We start from the raw sequence: 18,474 nt of genomic DNA, 5'->3' as shown, positions 1-18,474 counted from the left end.
CACAGCGAAGTGGGTGAACGAGTGCAGACGGGGTACGAGCTGTCGCACCTGGCGGCCTTGGAGGCCGAGTCGGTGCATATCTTCCGGGAGGTGGCGGCCACCTTCGAGCGACCGGGACTGCTGTTCTCGGGTGGCAAGGACTCGGCGGTGCTGTTGCATCTGGCACGGCGGGCGTTCTGGCCGGCGCCCCTGCCGTTCCCGCTGTTGCATGTGGACACGGGGCACAATTTCGACGAGGTCATCGAGTTCCGTGATCGGACCGCCGACCGCACCGGCGCGCGCCTGCTGGTCGCCTCGGTGCAGGACGACATCGACGCCGGCCGCGCGGTGGAACGCCCCGGCGGCACCCGCAACCCGCTCCAGACCACCACCTTGCTGCGGGCGATCGGCGAACATCGCTTCGACGCCGTGTTCGGCGGGGCACGCCGCGACGAGGAGAAGGCGCGGGCCAAGGAGCGGGTGTTCAGCTTCCGCAACAGGTTCGGCGAATGGGATCCGCGCGCACAGCGTCCCGAGGTATGGAACCTCTACAACGGACGGCACCAGCAGGGCGAGCACATCCGCGTGTTCCCGCTGTCGAACTGGACCGAGCTCGATATCTGGGAGTACATCGATCGCGAAGCGGTCGAGCTCCCGACGCTGTACTACGCGCACCGGCGCCGCGTCGTCGAACGCGACGGCATGCTGTTGTCGGCGGGCCGATTCATCACCCCGCAACCGGGCGAGCGCACCTTCGACGCCACCGTCCGTTTCCGGACCGTCGGCGACGCCACCTGCACCGGCTGTGTCGAGAGCGAGGCCGACACCGCGGCGAAGGTGATCGCCGAGACCGCCGCCACCCGGCTCACCGAGCGCGGCGCCACCCGCGCCGACGACCGGATCTCCGAGACCGGCATGGAAGACCGCAAGCGAGAGGGCTACTTCTGATGAGCCGCAACCTGTTACGCCTGGCGACCGCCGGCAGCGTCGACGACGGCAAGTCGACCCTCATCGGCAGACTGCTCTACGACTCCAAGTCGCTGTTCGACGACCAGCTGGCCGCGATCGAACGGGTCAGCACCGAACGCGGCGGCGACGCGGCCGACCTCGCGCTGGTGACCGACGGGCTGCGCGCCGAGCGCGAGCAGGGCATCACCATCGATGTCGCCTACCGGTATGTGACGACACCGCGCCGCAAGTTCGTCATCGCCGACACGCCGGGTCACGTGCAGTACACCCGCAACATGGTCACCGGCGCGTCCACCGCCGATCTGGCGCTGATCCTGGTCGACGCCCGCGCCGGGGTGTCCGAGCAGACCCGCAGGCACGCCTTCCTGGCCACCCTGCTGGGCGTACCGCACCTGGTGGTGTGCGTGAACAAGATGGACCTGGTCGACTGGTCGCAGGAGCGATTCGAGGAGATCAGGGCCGAATTCGCCGCGTTCGCCGCGAAGTTGACCGTCGGCGACCTCAGCTTCGTGCCGGTCTCGGCGCTGCTCGGCGACAATGTCGTCGAGGGTTCCGAGCACATGGACTGGTATCCGGGGCCGCCGCTGCTGCGCCACCTCGAGGACGTGCACATCGCCTCGGACCGCAACCTCATCGACGCGCGGTTGCCGATCCAGTACGTCATCCGGGCTCAGCAGGGCCTCGATCACCGCAGCTACGCCGGTACCGTCGCGGGCGGCATCTTCAAGCCCGGCGACGAAGTGGTGGTGCTGCCCGCCGGGCACACCTCCCGGGTGCGCGAGATCTGGGGGCCCGGCGGCGGCAAGGTCGACGAGGCGTTCACCGGCATGGCGATCTCGCTGACCCTCGACGACGAGATCGACATCGGCCGTGGCGATCTGCTGGCCCGACCGGGCAATCGCCCCCAGCAGGGCGCCGATCTGGACGCGATGGTGTGCTGGTTCTCCGAGACCGCCCAGTTGCGCGCGGGCGGACGGTATCTGGTGCGCACCGCGGCGCAGACCTCGCCCGCCGAGGTGACCGCCATCGACTACCAGCTCGACGTCAACACCCTGCACCGGCTCGAGGACGTGGAAGCGTTGTCGCTCAACGACATCGCCCGGGTGCGCCTGCGCAGCCGCCAGCCGCTGCTGTTCGACCCGTACCGGGAGAACCGCCGCACCGGCAGTTTCATCCTGATCGACCCGGTCACCGACCAGACCGTCGCCGCGGGCATGGTCACCGGACGCGACACCGGCGCGCACGCCGCACCGGCGACGGTGGTCTGGCATCGCTCGGCGGTCGGACGCGACGATCGCGCCCATGCCGGGGCCACGATCTGGCTGACCGGCCTGTCCGGCTCCGGGAAGTCGACCATCGCCGTGGAGGTGGAGCGTCAGCTGGTCACGGCGGGCCGCGCCGCCTACCTGCTCGACGGTGACAACCTGCGGCACGGACTCAACGCGGGCCTGGGCTTCTCCGCGGCCGACCGGGACGAGAACGTGCGCCGGGTCGCCGAGGTCGCCGCGCTGTTCGCCGATTCCGGCGCGATCGCGATCGTGTCGGTGATCAGCCCGTTCGCCGCGCAGCGGGCCAAGGCGCGCACCACCCACGCCGAGCGCGAGCTGCCGTTCCACGAGGTGTTCGTCGATACGCCGCTGCCCGAATGCGAACGCCGCGACCCCAAGGGCCTCTACGCCAAGGCCCGCGCGGGCGAGCTGCCCGGCTTCACCGGTGTCGGTTCGCCCTACGAGCGACCCACCGACGCCGATCTCGTCATCACCCCCGATCTCGGCTCCCCCGCCGAGATCGCCGCCCATATCCTCCGAGAGCTAGGAATCGCAGACCGTTGACCCACTCCAGCACCGCCACCGAAGCCGGGAGCACCGCGCCACCGGAGCCACTGACCGCGCCGTTCACCGCCGCGGTCGCCCAGGCCGAAAAGCTCATCGCCGGCGCCGAATTCGTGCGCAGTGACGCCGACCTGGCCGAGGGCTACGACTACCTCGCCGCGAGCGTCGCCGCCTGCCTGCGCCTGTCCGGTGCGCACGGCACCAGTCATCCGTACTTCGTGTCCTCGACCGGGCCCTACGCCAAGATGGGCCTGGACAATCCGGACACCCTCTACTACCACGCGAACATCGAGCCCGACGCCGAGTACGTGGTGAGCGGTGTGCGCGGCAGCACCGTCGACCTCAGTTTCCAAGTACTCAAAGGCGATTACACCGCGACCGACGTCCCCGGCGGTGCGGACGCCTTCGACGACCGGCGGATCCCCATCGCCGCCGACGGCAGCTTCTCGATCCGGTTCGGCCCCGCCAAGCCGGACGCCGGTCCGGGCTACTTCGCCCTCGGTGAGGGCGCGTCGATGCTGGCGGTGCGCGAGGTCTACAGCGACTGGACCGAGCGCAAGGGCTCGATCCGGATCGAGCGCGTCGACACGATCGGTACCGCCCCGGTCGAGCCGGATCTCGCCCGGATGCGCAAGCGCTACGGCGCGGCGGCGAAGATGCTGCTGACCAGGGTGCACACCTGGTTCAACTTCCCGAAATGGTTCTACCTCGACCTGCCGGTGAACACGCTCACCGCGCCCCGGCTCACCCCGGGTGGCCTGAGTACCCAGTACTCCTCGGTGGGCCATTTCGACCTGGCCGACGATCAGGCGCTGGTGATCACCGTGCCGAAATCCGACGCACCGTATCAGGGTTTCCAGCTCGGCAGCCTCTGGTACATCTCGCTCGACTACGTCAACCACCAGACCAGCCTCAATCACGCCCAGGCCCAAGTGGATCCGGACGGCCTGATTCGAATGGTGGTGAGCAAGCAGGATCCCGGCATCGCGAACTGGATCGAGACCACCGGCCGCACCCGGGGCATTCTGCAGTTCCGCTGGCAGCGCACCGACCGGCCGATGACCGAAGCCGACGGCCCGACGGTCACGGTGGTCCCGGTCGCCGAGGTCGCCCAGCACCTTCCCCATTACACAGACAACCGGATCGACGCCGCCGGCTGGCGCGACCGGATCGCCGCCCGGCAGCGGGCTTTCGCAGAGAGGATGCTCGGATGAGCGGGGCACTGTTGGATGGCAAGGTCGTCGTCGTGTCCGGGGTCGGTCCCGGACTCGGACGATCGATCTGCCTGGAGGCGGCCGCCGCGGGTGCCACGGTGGTGCTGGCGGCACGGACCGAATCGCGGCTGCTCGAGGTAGCCGCCGAGATCGAGGCCGCCGGCGGCGCGACCCTGAGCGTGCCCACCGACATCACCGACGACGCCGCGGTGCGGAACCTGGTGTCGCGGACCGTCGAGACGTTCGGCCGGGTCGACGCGCTGGTCAACAACGCGTTCTCGGTGCCGTCGATGAAGCCGCTGGACCGCACCGATTTCGACCACATCCGCTCCAGCCTGGACATGACGGTGCTGGGCGGCCTGCGCATGACGCAGGCGTTCACGCCCGCCCTCGCCGAGGCCAAGGGCGCCGTGGTGATGATCAACTCGATGGTCGTGCGGCATTCCGAACCGCGCTACGGCAGCTACAAACTGACCAAGGCGGCACTGCTGGCCATGTCGCAGACGCTGGCCACCGAACTCGGCGGCAAGGGTGTGCGGGTCAACAGCGTGCTGCCCGGCTACATCTGGACCGACCAGCTGAAGTGGTATTTCGGGCAGGTCGCCGAGAAGTACGGCATCACCGTCGAGCAGGTGTACGAGCAGACCGCCTCGAAGTCCGACCTGAAGCGGCTGCCCGAACCCGACGAGATCGCCCGCGCCGTGGTGTTTCTCGCGTCCGACTGGTCCTCGGCGATCACCGGCCAGACCCTCGACGTCAACTGCGGCGAATACCACAACTGAGCAAGGAGCTCCCTTCGATGACCGTGCGCACCGATGTCGGCACCGTGGCCGACCTGCACGCCTCCGCCACCAAACTCACCGGTCTCACCGATTTCGGGGCCGACGACTACACCGAGGCGCTGCAGGTGCTGCTCGACTCCTACCGTGACGAGGCCGGGCTCACCGAGCTCGGCAGCAAGATGTCGCGGTTCTTCCTGCGCGGCACGCTCGTGGCCCGCGCGCTCAGCGAGGCCGCGTGGGCGGCCAACCCCGGCTATGTCGACACCCCGGTCACCCGGCCGATCTTCGTCACGGGTCTGCCCCGCACCGGCACCACCGCGCTGCACCGGCTGCTGGCGGCCGATCCGGCCAACCAGGGGCTGGAGATGTGGCTGACCGATTTCCCGCAGCCGCGTCCGCCGCGCGAGACCTGGTCGGAGAATCCGGCCTATCAGCAGATCGACGCCGGTCTGCGTCAGCACCAGGTGCAGAATCCGGAGTTCATGGGTCTGCACTACATGAGCGCCTCCGATGTGGAGGAATGCTGGCAGCTGCTGCGGCAGTCGGGCACCTCGCATTCCTACGAATGCCTGGCCTATGTGCCGAGCTACTCGCGGTGGCTGGCCGCCCAGGACTGGACGCCCGCCTACACGCGGCATCGTCGCAATCTGCAGCTGATCGGCATGAACGACAGCAGGCGCTGGGTGCTCAAGAACCCCAGTCACCTGTTCTGTCTGGATGCGCTGCTGGCGGTCTACCCGGACGCGATCGTCATCCAGACCCACCGCGATCCGGCCACCATCATCCCGTCGGTGTGCAGCCTCAACGAACACGCCACGCGCGGCTGGTCGACCACCTTCACCGGCGAGACCATCGGCCGCACCCAGCTCGACCTGTGGGCCCGCGGTCTCGCCGCATTCACCGCCGCGCGCGCCCGGCACACCGACGCCACCTTCATCGACGTCGACTTCGACGACCTGCGCGCCGATCCGTTCGGCGTGGTCGAACGGATCTACACCCGCATCGGCACCGACTTCACCGAGGAGGCCCGCACCGCCATCACCGCCCTCGACAACGAGAGCCGCACCGGCGACCGCAAACCCACCCACCACTACTCCCTCGCCGACTACGGCCTGACCGAGGAGATGGTCGCCGAACGCTTCGGCGGCTGAGGGACGCGCTATTCGACCTCGACCCCGTACCCACGGGCCAACGCGGCGAGGTCGGACTCGTAGCCCTGTCCGACGGCGCGGAACCGCCAGGTCTCGCCCCGCAGATACAGTTCGGCGAGCAGTAGGGTCCGTTCGACCGTGGCCGCGTCCATCGTCGAGCGGATCACCGCGCTCGATTCTGGGCCGGTCGCGACATCGACCTCGACGGCGCCGACGCCGCCGAAGGTCACGCCGGGCGCATCGAGGGCCGCCGCGAAGACCACGCGGGAGCAATGCTCGGGAAGCTCGTCGAGGAGGACCGCGATCGACTGCTCGGTCGGCCCTTCCTCGGCGAGCCTGGCTCCCGCGGCGATCGGCTGGTTGTAGAACACGAAATCGGCCGGACCGGCGACCTTTTCCTCGGTATCGACGAGGAAGGCGACCAGGTCGACGGCGGCGGCGCCGAGCTGGTTCCAGGTGGCGCGCAGGGTCCAGGAGTCCGAGTCGATCGGCAGATCGATCACCTGGCCGCGCGCCAACACGGTCGGCTCGGGGGCCGTCGGTTCCGGGACTCCCGCCGCCGGCTCGGATTCCGCCGCCGGCGACCGGGTGAGCAGTTCCAGCCCGTGCAGCGCGAGCCCGAGGTCGGTCGCCTTCCGCACCCGGCGATCCGCGTCGCCGCCGGGCAGGAGCAGCAGATCCGTCACGGTGGCCGACAAGTTGACGGCCGCGGATCCCCCGAGCTCCACGACCCGGGTCCTGGTCCGCGCGGCTTCCTCGTGCGTACCGCCGAGCACCAGAACGCGGTGACCGGACAGCGGCCCCGACGGCACGGCGACCCGACGACGCGAGACCGGCGCCGCGGTCCGGGCAGTCCTGGGCCGGCCTGGTTCGATCGTCGCGAGCAGTTCGATGAAGCGCGGCTCGTCGATGACCGGAGTCCGGTGCTGGATCGCCCTGCGTGCCTTGCCGGTCCCGGAATCCGGCGCGTTGGTGACGAGCACACTCGTGCGACCGCTCACCACGCTGGTCACGTCGAGCCCGGCAGTCTCGGCGCGCGACACCAGCTCTTCGCGGTCGATCCGGGTTTCGCCGGTGAACGCGACCTTCATCCCTTGACGCAGTGGCGCCGACGGCTCCCATCGTCCTGGGTAGGCGTACGCGCACGGCGGCTTGGGGCCGCTTCGCTCGACAGGCCACACAGAATCCGCGCGCCTGTCCGCTGTCGGCTCGCAGGAGAGCAACGGCGGCGCGATGCCCAGGCGAGCCGCGTCGGCCACCAGTGCGCGCAGCACGTTCACGAGAACACGGGTGTCGTCGAGCGCATCGTGCGCTTTCCGCTGTGGCACACCGTAATAGGTGGCCAGGGTCGCCAGCTTGTAGTCCGGGGTCGGTAGCGCGACGCGGCGAGCGAGCGCCAGCGTGCACAGCCGACGACGGACCGGAAGCACTCCACCTGCCCGTTCGAACTCACTGGCCAAGAACCCGAAGTCGAACATCGCGTTGTGCGCGACCAGGACCCGCCCGGCCAGCATCGCGGCCAGCTGCTCGTGCACATGCGCGAATCGCGGTGAGCCACGCAGCACTTCGGCGGTGAGCCCGTGCACATGCACCGGGCCCGGGTCGCATTCGGGGTCGAGCAAGGTGTGGAACTCGCGCGTCACCTGTCCGGTGCTGTCCAAGGTCAGCGCGGCGACCGACAGGACCCGGTGCCGGTGCGGTCGGAGTCCGGAGGTTTCGACATCGACCACGGTGAACTCACCGAATCCGGAGGCCTGCTGCTGCACGTCGACCCGTGTCATCCCCTGCATGAGCATCGCATCGTAGACGAGTTCGGAAATGTTGCACTCGAACTCGAGAACGATCGTGCGACAAAGGTTGTCGCCCGCTGCACGAGCGCCGGTCGACGCCTGTCAGCGGGTGGCCGCGGACAGCACTCGCATCACGTCCGCGGGCCGAAGAACTCGGCGCGGGCGGCGTCGATGCGTGACTGTGCTTGGGCGGCGCCTTGAAAGCTCACCGCGGCCGATCCGCCGCCGGCCAGCCCCAGCGCGAGAAGTCCGCCGATCACCGAGAGCAGGTCCGGTTCGGGCAGGAGGCCGGTGTCGCTGGTCGGCCGCACATCGTGCGCGGGAGCCGCCCCGCCGCCGCCTGGGCTCTGCGCCGCGGGGGGACTTCCTGCTCCCCCGGGCGCTGCCGCTCCCCCGGGCGCCGGTGCTCCGGCAGCCGCACCACCCGGCCCCGATCCCGCGGGCGGGGCACCTCCGCCGGGTGGACTCGCCGGTGCCGACCCGCCCGGTTCGGCGGCATCCGGTTCGGCGTCCCCGGGTGCGGCGGGCTCGGGGTCGGGCTGGGCTGGTGCCGACGGAGCTTCGGGAGCCGGGCCTTCGGGAGCGGCTTGCTGGGCCGGCGCTTGCGGCTCGGGAGCGTTGCCCGGATTCGGGTTGCCGCCCTGGTTGCCGCCGCCGTTGCCCTGATTCCCGTTGCCGCTGCCCGGGTTCTGATTCCCGTTGCTGCCGGAATTCCCGTTGTTGCCCTGGTTGCCTTTCCCATTTCCCTGGTTGCCGTTTCCGCTGCCGGGGTTCTGGTTGCCGCTGTTGCCGCCGCCGTTACCCTGGTTGCCATTGCCGTGATTGCCGCCCCCGTTGCCGTGGTCGCCCGGGCCGGCAACCAACCAGGGATCCGCACTCGTCGTGAAACCGTTCCCGGCGGGCGCTCCCGCGACGCCGGTCGCCGCACTGGCGACCAGACCCGGCTCGGCGCCCGCGACCCCGCCGTATCCGAGCAGACCGAGGACACCGGCGGTCCCGGCCACCACGACTGTTCGTCTCATCCGACCGACCGTCACGCGCCCGCCCTCCCGTCCTCACTGGTTCAGCCCACACCATTGCGGTCGCCGTCGACGGCCGGCACGTTACGTCTCGTGCCGTCCGCCGCGCCGGACGACCGTCGCGCACGCCCGCGGACCAGCCCTGATCCGCCTCGGATCCCGCGGGCTGCCGTTCGGGCAGGTTGCGGGTTCCCAGCGATCGTGTCATGGCCGCCCGGCAGGGTCGCCGGCCGGGCGCAGACGTCGACGGCGGATCTGGGCGTACCAGTCGAGCAGAGCCGGGTGATCGACGGTGGTCGGGTCGAGAACGTCCGAGGGATCCGCGCCCTGCAGGATTCGCTTGACGGGGACCTCCAGCTTCTTGCCGGTGCGGGTGCGGGGCACGCCCGGCGCGGCCAGGATGTCGTCGGGGACGTGGCGGGGCGAGACGTCGGTGCGGATGGTGGCGGCGATCCGGGTCCGCAGCGCCTCGGTGAGGGTGGCACCGGCCGGGAGGACGACGAACAGGGGCATCCAGTAGCCGCCGTCGGGCTGTTCGGCGCCGATGACCAGGGAGTCGACGATCTCGGGAAGCTGTTCGACGGCCTGGTAGATATCGGCGCTGCCCATCCGGATGCCGTGCCGGTTGAGGGTGGAGTCGGAGCGGCCGTGGACGACGACACTGTGATGCTCGGTGACGGTGATCCAGTCGCCGTGCCGCCAGACGCCCGGGTAGGTCTCGAAATAGGCGGCGCGGTACCGCGATCCGTCGGGGTCGTGCCAGAAGCGCAGCGGCATGGACGGCATCGCCGCGGTGACGACCAACTCGCCGACGGCGTCGTGCACGGGTCGGCCCGCGTCGTCCCATGCCGCCAACGCGACACCGAGGTAGGGGGCGGACAACTCCCCGGGCCACACCGGGACGGTGCGCACCCCACCCGCGAAGGCCGACACGATGTCGGTGCCGCCACTGATCGAGGACACCGGGATGTGGTCGCCCACATTGTCGCGCAACCACAGCGACGACGACGCGGGCAGCGCCGAGCCGGTGACCCCGATCAGACGCAACGCGGCCAGGTCGTGGTCGCGTCGCGGCACGGCCTGCGCCTTCGCGCACGCGAGGACGTAGCCGGGGCTGGTCCCGACCACGGTCGCGCGCACCCGAGCGGCGATGTTCCACAGCGCATCCGGTGCGGGCGCGGTCGGGCTCCCCGGATAGCAGACGATGGTCGCGCCGACCAACAGCCCGGCGACCTGGTAGTTCCACATCATCCAGCTCGGGCTGGTGTACCAGAAGTAGGTGTCGTCGCGGCCGAGATCGGACTGCAGGGCCAGCGCTTTGAGATGTTCGAGCAGGACACCGCCGTGGCCGTGCACGATGCCTTTGGGCAACCCCGTGGTGCCGGAGGAGTACAGGACCCACAGGGGATGATCGAAGCCGACCTGCGCGGTCTCCGGTGCCGTGCCCGCCGATCCGGTCGCCTCGTCCCAGCCGAGCGTGCCCTCGACCGCGTCGCCGAGCCGGGACACCAGCACGGTCGCGCGCAGCTCGGGCAGTGCGGCACGCAGTGCCGCGATCTCGGCGAGTTTGCGGTGTTCCTTGCCGCCGAAGCGGTATCCATCGCAGGTCACGAGCACCTTCGGCGCGAGCTGGCCCAGCCGGTCCAGTGCGGCCTTCGCCGTGTAGTCCTGCCCGCACGCACTCCAGATCGCGCCGATACTCGCCGTCGCCAGGAACGCGATCACCGCCTCGGCGATGTTCGGCAGGTAGCCGACTACTCGGTCCCCGGGCCCGACTCCGATCCCGCGGAGAGTAGCGGCGAATCCGGCGGCGCGGCTGAGCATCTCGGCCCACGACAGTTCCGACATCGCACCGTCCTCGTCGACGGTGACGATCGCGGGCCGATCCGTGCGCGCCTGCCGGATCACCTGATCGACGTAGTTCACCCGCGTGCCCGGAAACCAGCGCGCGCCGGGCATTCCGGTGTCGGCCAGGACTTGCGCGGACCGCTCGCCCAGCTCGAAGTAGTCCCAGACCGCCCCCCAGAACCCGGCCAGGTCGTCGACCGACCACTGCCACAGTGCCCGGTAATCCGGGACCTCGACCCCGTGCCGAGCGGCCACGAACCGCGCGAAATCGGTGATCCGCGCCCGCGCGATGTCCTGCTCTCCCGGCACCCACTGCGGCGCCGCTGTCACGCTGGTCATCGCGCGCTCCACCCACCGTCCATGACATACGAGGATCCGGTGACCATGCCCGCCTGGTCGGAGGCCAGCCATCCGACCAGCGCCGCCACCTCCTCGGGCTCGATCAGCCGCTTGATCGCACTCTCGGTGAGCAACACCTTCTCCACCACTTCTCGCGCGGGAATGCCGTGCGCGGCGGCCTGTTCGGCGATCTGCTTGTCCACCAGCGGAGTGCGCACATACCCGGGATTGACGCAATTGCTGGTGACCCCGCGCGGGCCGCCCTCGAGCGCGGTCACCTTCGACAGTCCTTCCAGCGCATGCTTGGCCGTGACGTAGGCGACCTTGTAGGGCGAGGCGCGCAGGCCGTGCACCGAGGACACGTTCACGATGCGGCCGAACCCCTGGGCGTACATATGTGGCAGCGCCGCGCGGATCAGCAGGAACGGCGCTTCCACCATGAGCGTCTGGATCAGGCGGAACCGGGCGGGCGGGAAGTCCTCGAGCGGGCTGACGGTCTGCACGCCCGCGTTGTTGACCAGGATGTCCACCGACAGGCTCAGTTCGGTGAGCGCGTCGACGTCGAGCAGGTCGACGGCCCAGGCGTGCCCGCCGATCTCGGCGGCCACGGTCTTGGCGCCCAGCTCGTTCACGTCGGCGACCGTCACCTCCGCGCCCCGCGCGGCCAGCTCGTGGGCGCAGGCCGCGCCGATGCCGCCGGCCGCGCCGGTGACCAGCGCCGTGCGTCCGATCAGGTCGCTCATGCCGCGACGACCTTCGTCGACACGACCGCCGGGGCGCTCGCCGTCTCGGCCGCGTCCGCGGCATCCAGCGATTCCAGGTCGATGCCCTTGGTCTCCTTCGCGCACAGCACCGCGATCACCGTGATCGCCGCGGCCACCGCGAGGTACACCGCGATCGGGACCGAGGAGCCGTAGGAATCGAGCAGCTTGACCGCGATGATCGGGGCGAGCGAGCCCGCCACGATCGAGGTGACCTGATACCCCAGGGACACACCGGAATACCGCATCCGGGTCGGGAACATCTCGGCCATGATGGCGGGCTGACCGGCGTACATGAGGCCGTGGAAGACCAGGCCGATGATGATCGCGGTCAGGATCAGCAGGCTGTGGCCGGAGTCCATCAGCGGGAAGGCGAAGAAGCCCCACGTCGCCGCGGCCAGCGCGCCGGCGAGATAGACGGGCCTGCGGCCGAACCGGTCACCGAGATGACCCGCCAGCGGGATCACCGCCATGTGCACGGCGTGCGCGGCCAGCAACCACCACAGGATCGTCGTGGTGTCGGCGTGCACGTGCACCTTCAGGTAGGTGATCGAGAAGGTGACGACCAGGTAGTACATGATGTTCTCGCCGAAACGCAGCCCCATGGCGGTGAAGACGCCGCGCGGGTACCGGCGCAGCACCTCGAACACGCTGAACGACGTCGCCTTGGCGTGCTCCATCTGCCGCTGCGCCTCGACGAAGATCGGGGCGTCGGTGACCTTCGTCCGCACGTAGTAGCCGACCAGCACCACCACCGCCGACAGCCAGAAGGCGACGCGCCAGCCCCAGCTCAGGAACGCGGCATCGGACAGCGTCGAGGTGAGCACGAGCAGCACCACCGTGGCGAGCAGATTGCCCGCGGGCACACCGGCCTGCGGCCAGCTCGACCAGAACGCGCGACTGCGGCTGGGACTGTGTTCGGCCACCAGCAAGACGGCGCCGCCCCATTCGCCGCCGATCGCGAAGCCCTGGATGAAGCGCAAGGTCACCAGCAGCGCCGGGGCCCAGTAACCGATCTGGGCGAAGGTGGGCAGACAGCCCATCAGGAAGGTCGCGCCACCGACCAGGACCAGGCTCAACTGCAGCAGCTTCTTGCGGCCGTAGCGGTCACCGAAGTAGCCGAAGACGATGCCGCCGAGCGGGCGCGCGGCGAAGCCGACGGCGTAGGTGACGAACGCGGCCAGGATCGCGTCCAGATCGCTGGTGCCCTTGGCGAAGAACACCTTGCTGAAGACGAGGGTGGCGGCGGTGCCGTAGAGGAAGAACTCGTACCATTCGACGACGGTGCCTGCCATCGAGGCGGCTACCACTCGGCGCAGACCGCTCGGGGCGCGGTCCTCGCCGGCCGCCGGGGTCGCATTGCGGACGCTCATCACTGCTCCTTGGTGATCGGGGCCACATCACGCCGACAGTGTGATGTGGCCCACTAGCAATGCGAAGAGTATTCGTGCAGATCGAATTCCGTCGCAATGGCCAAGTTCGCACCGAGGATCTGCAAAGATGCAGATATGAGCGGGACCTCGGCTGATCCAGGGCGGCGGCCCAGCGCCGACGACCTGCTGGTGCTGCTGGCGGTCGGCCGATCGGGCCGCTATGTCACCGCCGCCGAGGAACTGGGCATCAACCACACGACGATCTCGCGGCGGATCGCCGCGCTCGAACGCGCGGTCGGTGGCCGGGTGCTGACCCGCGTCACCGGCGGCTGGGAACTGACCGATCTCGGACGATCGGCCCTGGCCGCCGCCGAGACCATCGAGACCGCGGTGCGCTCACTCGGCTCCGCCGGCGGGGCGCGGGAACTCGAAGGAGTGGTGCGGCTTTCGGCCACCGACGGATTCAGCGCCTACCTGGCCGCACCCGCCGCCGCGCGGGTGCAGCGCACGCATCCTCGGGTGGCGGTGGACATCATCGCCACCACCCGGCGCGCGTCCACCCAGCGCAGCGGGCTCGATATCGAAGTGGTGGTCGGACAACCCCAGGTCCATCGCGCCGAGGCGATCCGGCTCGGCGACTACAGCCTCGGCCTCTACGCCGCGCGTGACTACCTCGCCGAGCACGGCACACCGGCCGCCGTCGAGGATTTGCGCCACTATCCGCTGATCTACTTCATCGAATCCATCCTGCAGGTCGACGATCTCGACCTGGCCACCAGATTCGCGCCCGACATGCGCCGATCCGTCTCGTCCACCAATGTTTTCGTCCATGTCGAGGCCACCCGCGCCGCGGCCGGGATCGGCCTGCTGCCGTGCTTCATGGCCGACCGGCACGACGATCTCGTCCGGGTGCTCGGACCACAGGTGCGCGTACAGCTCACCTACTGGCTCGTGACCCGTCGCGAAACGCTGCGGCGGCCCGAGGTCGCCGCCGTCGTCGACGCCCTGCGTGCCACGGTCGAGGAACGGCGTGCGGAACTCCTCGGAACTCAGCGTGGGTCGGGGCAGCGTCCGGCGTAGTGGCTCAAGCCGAGGCCGTTGCTGCTCTTGCTGCGCCCGACCGGACCGTTCTTGGCCGATCGCAGCCAGGTGCCCCTGGTGTCGAGGACGGGCATCCGTTCGCTGAACGCACGGCTGTAGCGGGTGGTGCCGTCGACGGTGAGGATGCCGTCGCGGACATCGATGTGGGCGACGGTCGCCCAGAACGAGTTCTTGCCGTTGCCGATCATGACGGTGATCTGATCGGCGTCGGGACCGGGGAGCCCGTCGCGACCGGCACGGCCGTAGCGGACTCGCACGCGAGGTCTGCCGAAGGTATCGATCGCGCCCGCGCCGTTGTCGACGGATTGATACACGTTGAGCAGCAGGTCGCCGTTCTCGGTCGGGCGCACGATCACCTGCTCGGTAGCGGGCAGGTTCTTCGCCCCGGGGCCGCGACTGTCGCCCTGGTGGTGCAGAAACGGCCACTCGGCCAGGTCGCCCTGGTGCCCCTTCTCGCCGCTGATCACGACGTAGTCGCCGGTGATCTCGTTGCGGCAGAAGAAGTACACGTCCAGATCACCCTTGCCGTACTTCGTCACGCGCCCGTCGGCGTCGTAGTGCGCGCCGCGGCCGTCCCATTCGAGGCCGACGGTCAGGACGTAGCCCGGGTCGCCCTTGCGCAGGTCGATGCTGGCACGCCGGTCGGGCGAGTCCTTGGTGAGGACGACGTCGACCTTGCGGAGGTCGATCGCCGCAGCCGGATGTGGTCGCGGCGCGACGGGCTGCGGCAGCACGCCGACGGATTCGGCGGGATGCGACGGCGCACCGGCAGGCGCGACGATCCCGGCAGGCTCCTCCTCGTCGACCACGATCCCGTACTCGGTCGCGAAGGCCGCCAGTCCCGCGCTGTAACCCTGCCCGATCGCGTCCAGCCGCCACCCGCTGCCCCGCCGATACAGCGCGACCGCTTGCAGCACCGTCTCCGAATCCAGGCCCGGCGGAACGAAAGTCAGCACTTGCCCGGGTCCGGCCACCGCTACCCGAAGCCCGCTGACCTGCCCGAACCGGATACCCTGCGCCTCGGTGCTTGCCGCGATCACCACCCGCTCGATCTCGGCGGGGACGGCGGCCAGGTCCACCGACACCACGGCGTCGGATTCCAGCCGCACGCCCGGGGCCGACGGATTGTTGAAGAACACGAAATCGGCGTCGGAGCGGACCCGGCCGTCCGCGGTCACCAGCACGGCCGACACGTCGACCGCGCCGGCCGGACCGTCCAGGTCGATGCGCACCGTGTAGCGCCCGTCGACCAGATCGGTCTTGGACCCCTTCGAAACCTCGACCACCGTTGCGTTCCCTGTCATGACGCCGCCCTCCACCGGTCGTTGCCCTCATCGCGACCCCACGGTACCCGCGCCCCGTGCGTGCGGCCCGGCATCGCGCGAGCTCGCGCAGCGGGTACCCGGACTGTCGGTCTCGATAGCGGGTCGGGCGGACCGTTGGCGTCGTTCACAGGATTCGCCCGGATCGGTGGCGCCCGCGGCGGCCGGTGTCGTTCACTGGTCGCCATGGACGTCCGTGCACTGATCGACCGCAAGCTGGGTCGCCGGGTCTCGGTGGTGCTGCCCGCGCTCGACGACGAGGACACCGTCGCCGGGGTGATCGCCGCCGTCCGGCCCTGGCTCGGCGGGCTGGTCGACGAACTGCTCGTCATCGACGCGGGCTCGACCGATCGCACCATCGCGCGGGCACGCGCGGCAGGCGCCACGGTCTACACCCGCGAGGAGGCGCTGCCCGAGGTGGCGCCCCGGCCGGGCAAGGGCGAGGTGCTGTGGCGGTCGCTGGCGGTGAGCACCGGTGATCTGCTGGTCTTCCTCGACGCCGATCTGGTCGCACCGGATCCGGATTTCGTCCCGATCCTGGTCGCGCCGTTGCTCGACGATCCCGGGCTCGCCCTGGTGAAGGGCTACTACCGCAGGCCGATGCCGAGCGGCCCGAGCGTGGACGCCGACGGCGGCGGCCGGGTGACCCAGCTCGTCGCCCGCCCGCTGCTCACCGCGCTCGCGCCGGCACTGGCCGAGATCGTGCAACCGCTGGGTGGCGAATACGCCTCCACCCGAGCATTTCTCGGCGGGATCTCCGTCGCCAGCGGATACGGCGCGGAGATCGGGATCCTCATCGACTGCTGGCAGCGGCACGGGCTGTCGTCGATCGCCCAGGTCGATCTCGGCGTCCGGCGCCACCGCAACCGGCCCACGCACGAATTGGCCGTGATGAGCAGGCAGGTGGTGGCGACCTTGCTCGATCGCCTCGGTATCCGCGACTCCGGCATCGGGCTCGTGCAATTCCTGCCGGGCGAAACCGGCTGGCAGCGCCTGCCGTCCGAGGTCAGCCTGACCGACCGCCCACCGATGACCGAGCTGATCGCGGCCCAGCGCGAGATCGCCTGACACGACGGACGCCGGCCCGGTCCCAAGGACCGGACCGGCGTCCGACGAGCCTGCCTACGCCGCGACCAGACCGAAGTCCAGCTTCACCAACTGGTCGGCGCAGTCGAAGTAGCGGTCGTCGTGGGTGATCACGATGACCGTCTTGCCGCGCCGCTTCAGATCCGTGAGGATCTCGCGATAGAAGACCTCGCGGAAGCGCGGCTCCTGATCGGCGGCCCATTCGTCGAAGACGTAGATCTGCCGGTCCTCGAGCAGCGCGGTGAGCAATGCCAGCCGCTTGCGCTGCCCTTGCGACAGGTCGACGGTCGAGAGCCGACCGTCGCGCACCTTCACCTTGTGCGCGATCTGCAGCTCCTCGAGATACCGCTGGACCTCGGCGTCGATACCGGGACGGTCGAAGCCCAAGTAGTCCTCGAACAGATGGAAATCGGTGAACACCGCCGACGAATTCTGCCGGTACCACTCGATGTTGTCGTGGTCGATCCTCTCCCCGTTGAGCGACAACGACCCCGAGCGTGGCACGTACAGACCGGTGATGAGCTTGGCCAGCGTCGACTTCCCGCTGCCGTTGCCACCGACGATGAACGTGATCTGCCCCGGTTCGAAAACCAGGTCGATCGGACCGAGCCGGAAGCCGGCGTCCTCGGACTCGTCGAGTCCGGGCGGCGGCGCCAGCGGTCGCACATCGGTGCCACCGTGGTCGATCCAGTTCTTACCGTTGACATCCGGCTGCCCGGCACCCGGATGCGCACCGGGATGGGCGGGATGCGGCCCGCCGTGGCCCGGCCTGCCGTTGCCGTCGCGCGGCGGCATTCCCGGACGCGGCGGATGTCCCCCACGCTCGGGCGGTCCACCCGGTCCGGCCGGATGCGCTCCCGGCGGCGGTGGCACGGGCGACGGAGCCTCGGCGCGGTACACGTAGCTGACATTGGTCAGTTCCAGTTTGGCCTCCCCTGCCACTGGACGCTCGGTGTACGGCAGGAGCTCCTCGTCGTGCAGGGTCTCCATCGACAGGTTCATCGCCCGGATCTTGGCCAGCGCGACATCGCCACGCAGCAGGTCCGGGATGCGGTGCATGAAGTTCTGCATCGGCATCGCCAGGAACGTGGTGACCAGCACGTAGCCGACCATCGTGTCCCGTGGCAGCTCCAGGGCCGCCGCGACGACGAACAGGATCAGCGCCATCGTCGCCAGCTGCAGCGCCTGGCCGAAACCCTGCGCGTAGGAGAACTTCGAGCCCGCGTCGGTGTTCTGATCACGCAGCGTGCCCGCCGATCCGAGCAGATGCCGATCCATGAAGTCCCGGCGCCGGCCACGGTGCAGCTTCAGTTCCTTGATGCCGAGCGTGACCGCCTGGAACGAACGCAGCAGCGCGTCCTCGTTCTCGCGGGCCTCGCGGTAGATCCCGCGCACCCGCTTGAGTACCAGTTCGACACACGCGATGCCGACCAAGGTGCCCGCCACCGTCACCGCGAAGATCGGCCCCGACACGATGGCCAGGAACACGAAGCAGCCGATGATGGTCGCCACGTCGACGCAGATCGACGGAATGGCGGTCACGGCCTGCGACAGCGACCGCACGTCCTCGGTGAGTGTCGCCATCAGGCGGTGCATACCGAGCCGTTCCAGGTGTTCCAGTGGCGCCGAGACGATCCCGGAGCTCAGGTCACTGCGCAGCCGGAAGATCGCGTCCTGCGACAGCCGGATCAGCAGCACCTGCGACGCCACCCCGCTGACCAGGATCACCAAGCCGGTCAGCCCGAAACGCAGCAGCAGATGGTCGGGCTGTGGCTTCGGTGAGACGACCGCGTTGATCAGCGTCACCAGGTAGGTGTTGGCCACACCGCAGATCAGGCCCGCGGCCACCACGGCCGCGATCCTGGCCGGCGAGAGCGCGGCGAGAAAACGGAGAAGATGCATAGCGGG

14 protein-coding genes are annotated in these 18,474 nt (G+C 69.6%); 7 read left to right on the top strand and 7 right to left on the bottom strand.

The window, feature by feature from the left end; translation table 11 throughout:
* The first annotated feature begins 21 nt into the window (after nt 1-21).
* From cysD to ACIO52_RS18355, 5 genes are read left to right on the top strand one after another with little or no spacing between them, the layout of a single operon-like run.
* Nucleotides 22-927, top strand: a complete 906-nt coding sequence (gene cysD / locus ACIO52_RS18375) for a sulfate adenylyltransferase subunit CysD (protein WP_218720073.1) — start codon at nt 22-24, stop codon at nt 925-927.
* Nucleotides 927-2,780, top strand: coding sequence for an adenylyl-sulfate kinase (gene cysC / locus ACIO52_RS18370; RefSeq protein WP_218720072.1), 1,854 nt, complete (start codon nt 927-929; stop codon nt 2,778-2,780). Before cysD ends, cysC begins: the two co-directional genes overlap by 1 nt.
* Nucleotides 2,777-3,994, top strand: coding sequence for a hypothetical protein (locus ACIO52_RS18365; RefSeq protein ID WP_218720071.1), 1,218 nt, complete (start codon nt 2,777-2,779; stop codon nt 3,992-3,994). Before cysC ends, ACIO52_RS18365 begins: the two co-directional genes overlap by 4 nt.
* Nucleotides 3,991-4,776 carry an SDR family oxidoreductase gene (locus ACIO52_RS18360; RefSeq protein WP_316574741.1) on the top strand — a complete coding sequence of 262 codons (786 nt, stop codon included), beginning with the start codon at nt 3,991-3,993 and terminating at the stop codon, nt 4,774-4,776. The genes ACIO52_RS18365 and ACIO52_RS18360 overlap by 4 nt, the downstream gene beginning before the upstream one ends.
* A 17-nt stretch (nt 4,777-4,793) precedes the next feature.
* Nucleotides 4,794-5,927, top strand: coding sequence for a sulfotransferase (locus tag ACIO52_RS18355; protein WP_218720069.1), 1,134 nt, complete (start codon nt 4,794-4,796; stop codon nt 5,925-5,927).
* Between the two features lie 8 nt (nt 5,928-5,935).
* Here the strand turns inward: ACIO52_RS18355 and ACIO52_RS18350 are convergent, their stop codons facing one another.
* From ACIO52_RS18350 to ACIO52_RS18330, 5 genes are all read right to left on the bottom strand, one after another.
* The gene (locus ACIO52_RS18350; RefSeq protein WP_402645199.1) at nt 5,936-7,717 is read right to left on the bottom strand and encodes an exonuclease domain-containing protein; all 1,782 of its coding nucleotides are present in this window, start codon (nt 7,715-7,717) and stop codon (nt 5,936-5,938) included.
* Nucleotides 7,718-7,848: 131 nt separating this feature from the next.
* The gene (locus tag ACIO52_RS18345) at nt 7,849-8,739 is read right to left on the bottom strand and encodes a hypothetical protein (RefSeq protein ID WP_402645196.1); all 891 of its coding nucleotides are present in this window, start codon (nt 8,737-8,739) and stop codon (nt 7,849-7,851) included.
* A 201-nt stretch (nt 8,740-8,940) separates the two neighbouring features.
* On the bottom strand, nt 8,941-10,923 hold the full coding sequence (locus ACIO52_RS18340) for an acetoacetate--CoA ligase (RefSeq protein WP_402645193.1): 1,983 nt from the start codon (nt 10,921-10,923) through the stop codon (nt 8,941-8,943).
* Nucleotides 10,920-11,666, bottom strand: a complete 747-nt coding sequence (locus ACIO52_RS18335) for a 3-hydroxybutyrate dehydrogenase (RefSeq protein WP_218720065.1) — start codon at nt 11,664-11,666, stop codon at nt 10,920-10,922. The genes ACIO52_RS18340 and ACIO52_RS18335 overlap by 4 nt, the downstream gene beginning before the upstream one ends.
* Nucleotides 11,663-13,057: an MFS transporter gene (locus tag ACIO52_RS18330; RefSeq protein ID WP_218720064.1), complete on the bottom strand. Its 1,395-nt coding sequence runs from the start codon at nt 13,055-13,057 to the stop codon at nt 11,663-11,665. The genes ACIO52_RS18335 and ACIO52_RS18330 overlap by 4 nt, the downstream gene beginning before the upstream one ends.
* A gap of 96 nt (nt 13,058-13,153) precedes the next feature.
* On the opposite strand from ACIO52_RS18330, the gene ACIO52_RS18325 reads away from it, so the two are divergent.
* The gene (locus tag ACIO52_RS18325) at nt 13,154-14,137 is read left to right on the top strand and encodes a LysR family transcriptional regulator (protein ID WP_402645188.1); all 984 of its coding nucleotides are present in this window, start codon (nt 13,154-13,156) and stop codon (nt 14,135-14,137) included.
* On the opposite strand, the gene ACIO52_RS18320 is transcribed toward ACIO52_RS18325, so the two are convergent.
* Nucleotides 14,107-15,462 (bottom strand): TerD family protein, encoded by a 1,356-nt coding sequence (locus ACIO52_RS18320; RefSeq protein ID WP_342800951.1) that lies wholly within the window; start codon nt 15,460-15,462, stop codon nt 14,107-14,109. The two genes, ACIO52_RS18325 and ACIO52_RS18320, sit on opposite strands and share 31 nt — an antisense overlap.
* Nucleotides 15,463-15,666: 204 nt before the next feature.
* Here ACIO52_RS18320 and ACIO52_RS18315 point away from each other — a divergent pair, with 204 nt between their 5' ends.
* Nucleotides 15,667-16,548, top strand: coding sequence for a glucosyl-3-phosphoglycerate synthase (locus ACIO52_RS18315; RefSeq protein WP_218720061.1), 882 nt, complete (start codon nt 15,667-15,669; stop codon nt 16,546-16,548).
* 54 nt (nt 16,549-16,602) lie between these two features.
* On the opposite strand, the gene ACIO52_RS18310 is transcribed toward ACIO52_RS18315, so the two are convergent.
* Nucleotides 16,603-18,468: an ATP-binding cassette domain-containing protein gene (locus ACIO52_RS18310; RefSeq protein ID WP_342800950.1), complete on the bottom strand. Its 1,866-nt coding sequence runs from the start codon at nt 18,466-18,468 to the stop codon at nt 16,603-16,605.
* Between the last annotated feature and the right edge of the window lie 6 nt (nt 18,469-18,474).

The sequence above is a fragment of the Nocardia sp. NPDC087230 genome (genome assembly GCF_044744725.1).
Lineage (GTDB): Bacteria > Actinomycetota > Actinomycetes > Mycobacteriales > Mycobacteriaceae > Nocardia > Nocardia canadensis.
This window is presented reverse-complemented; position numbering and strand designations above follow the sequence as displayed.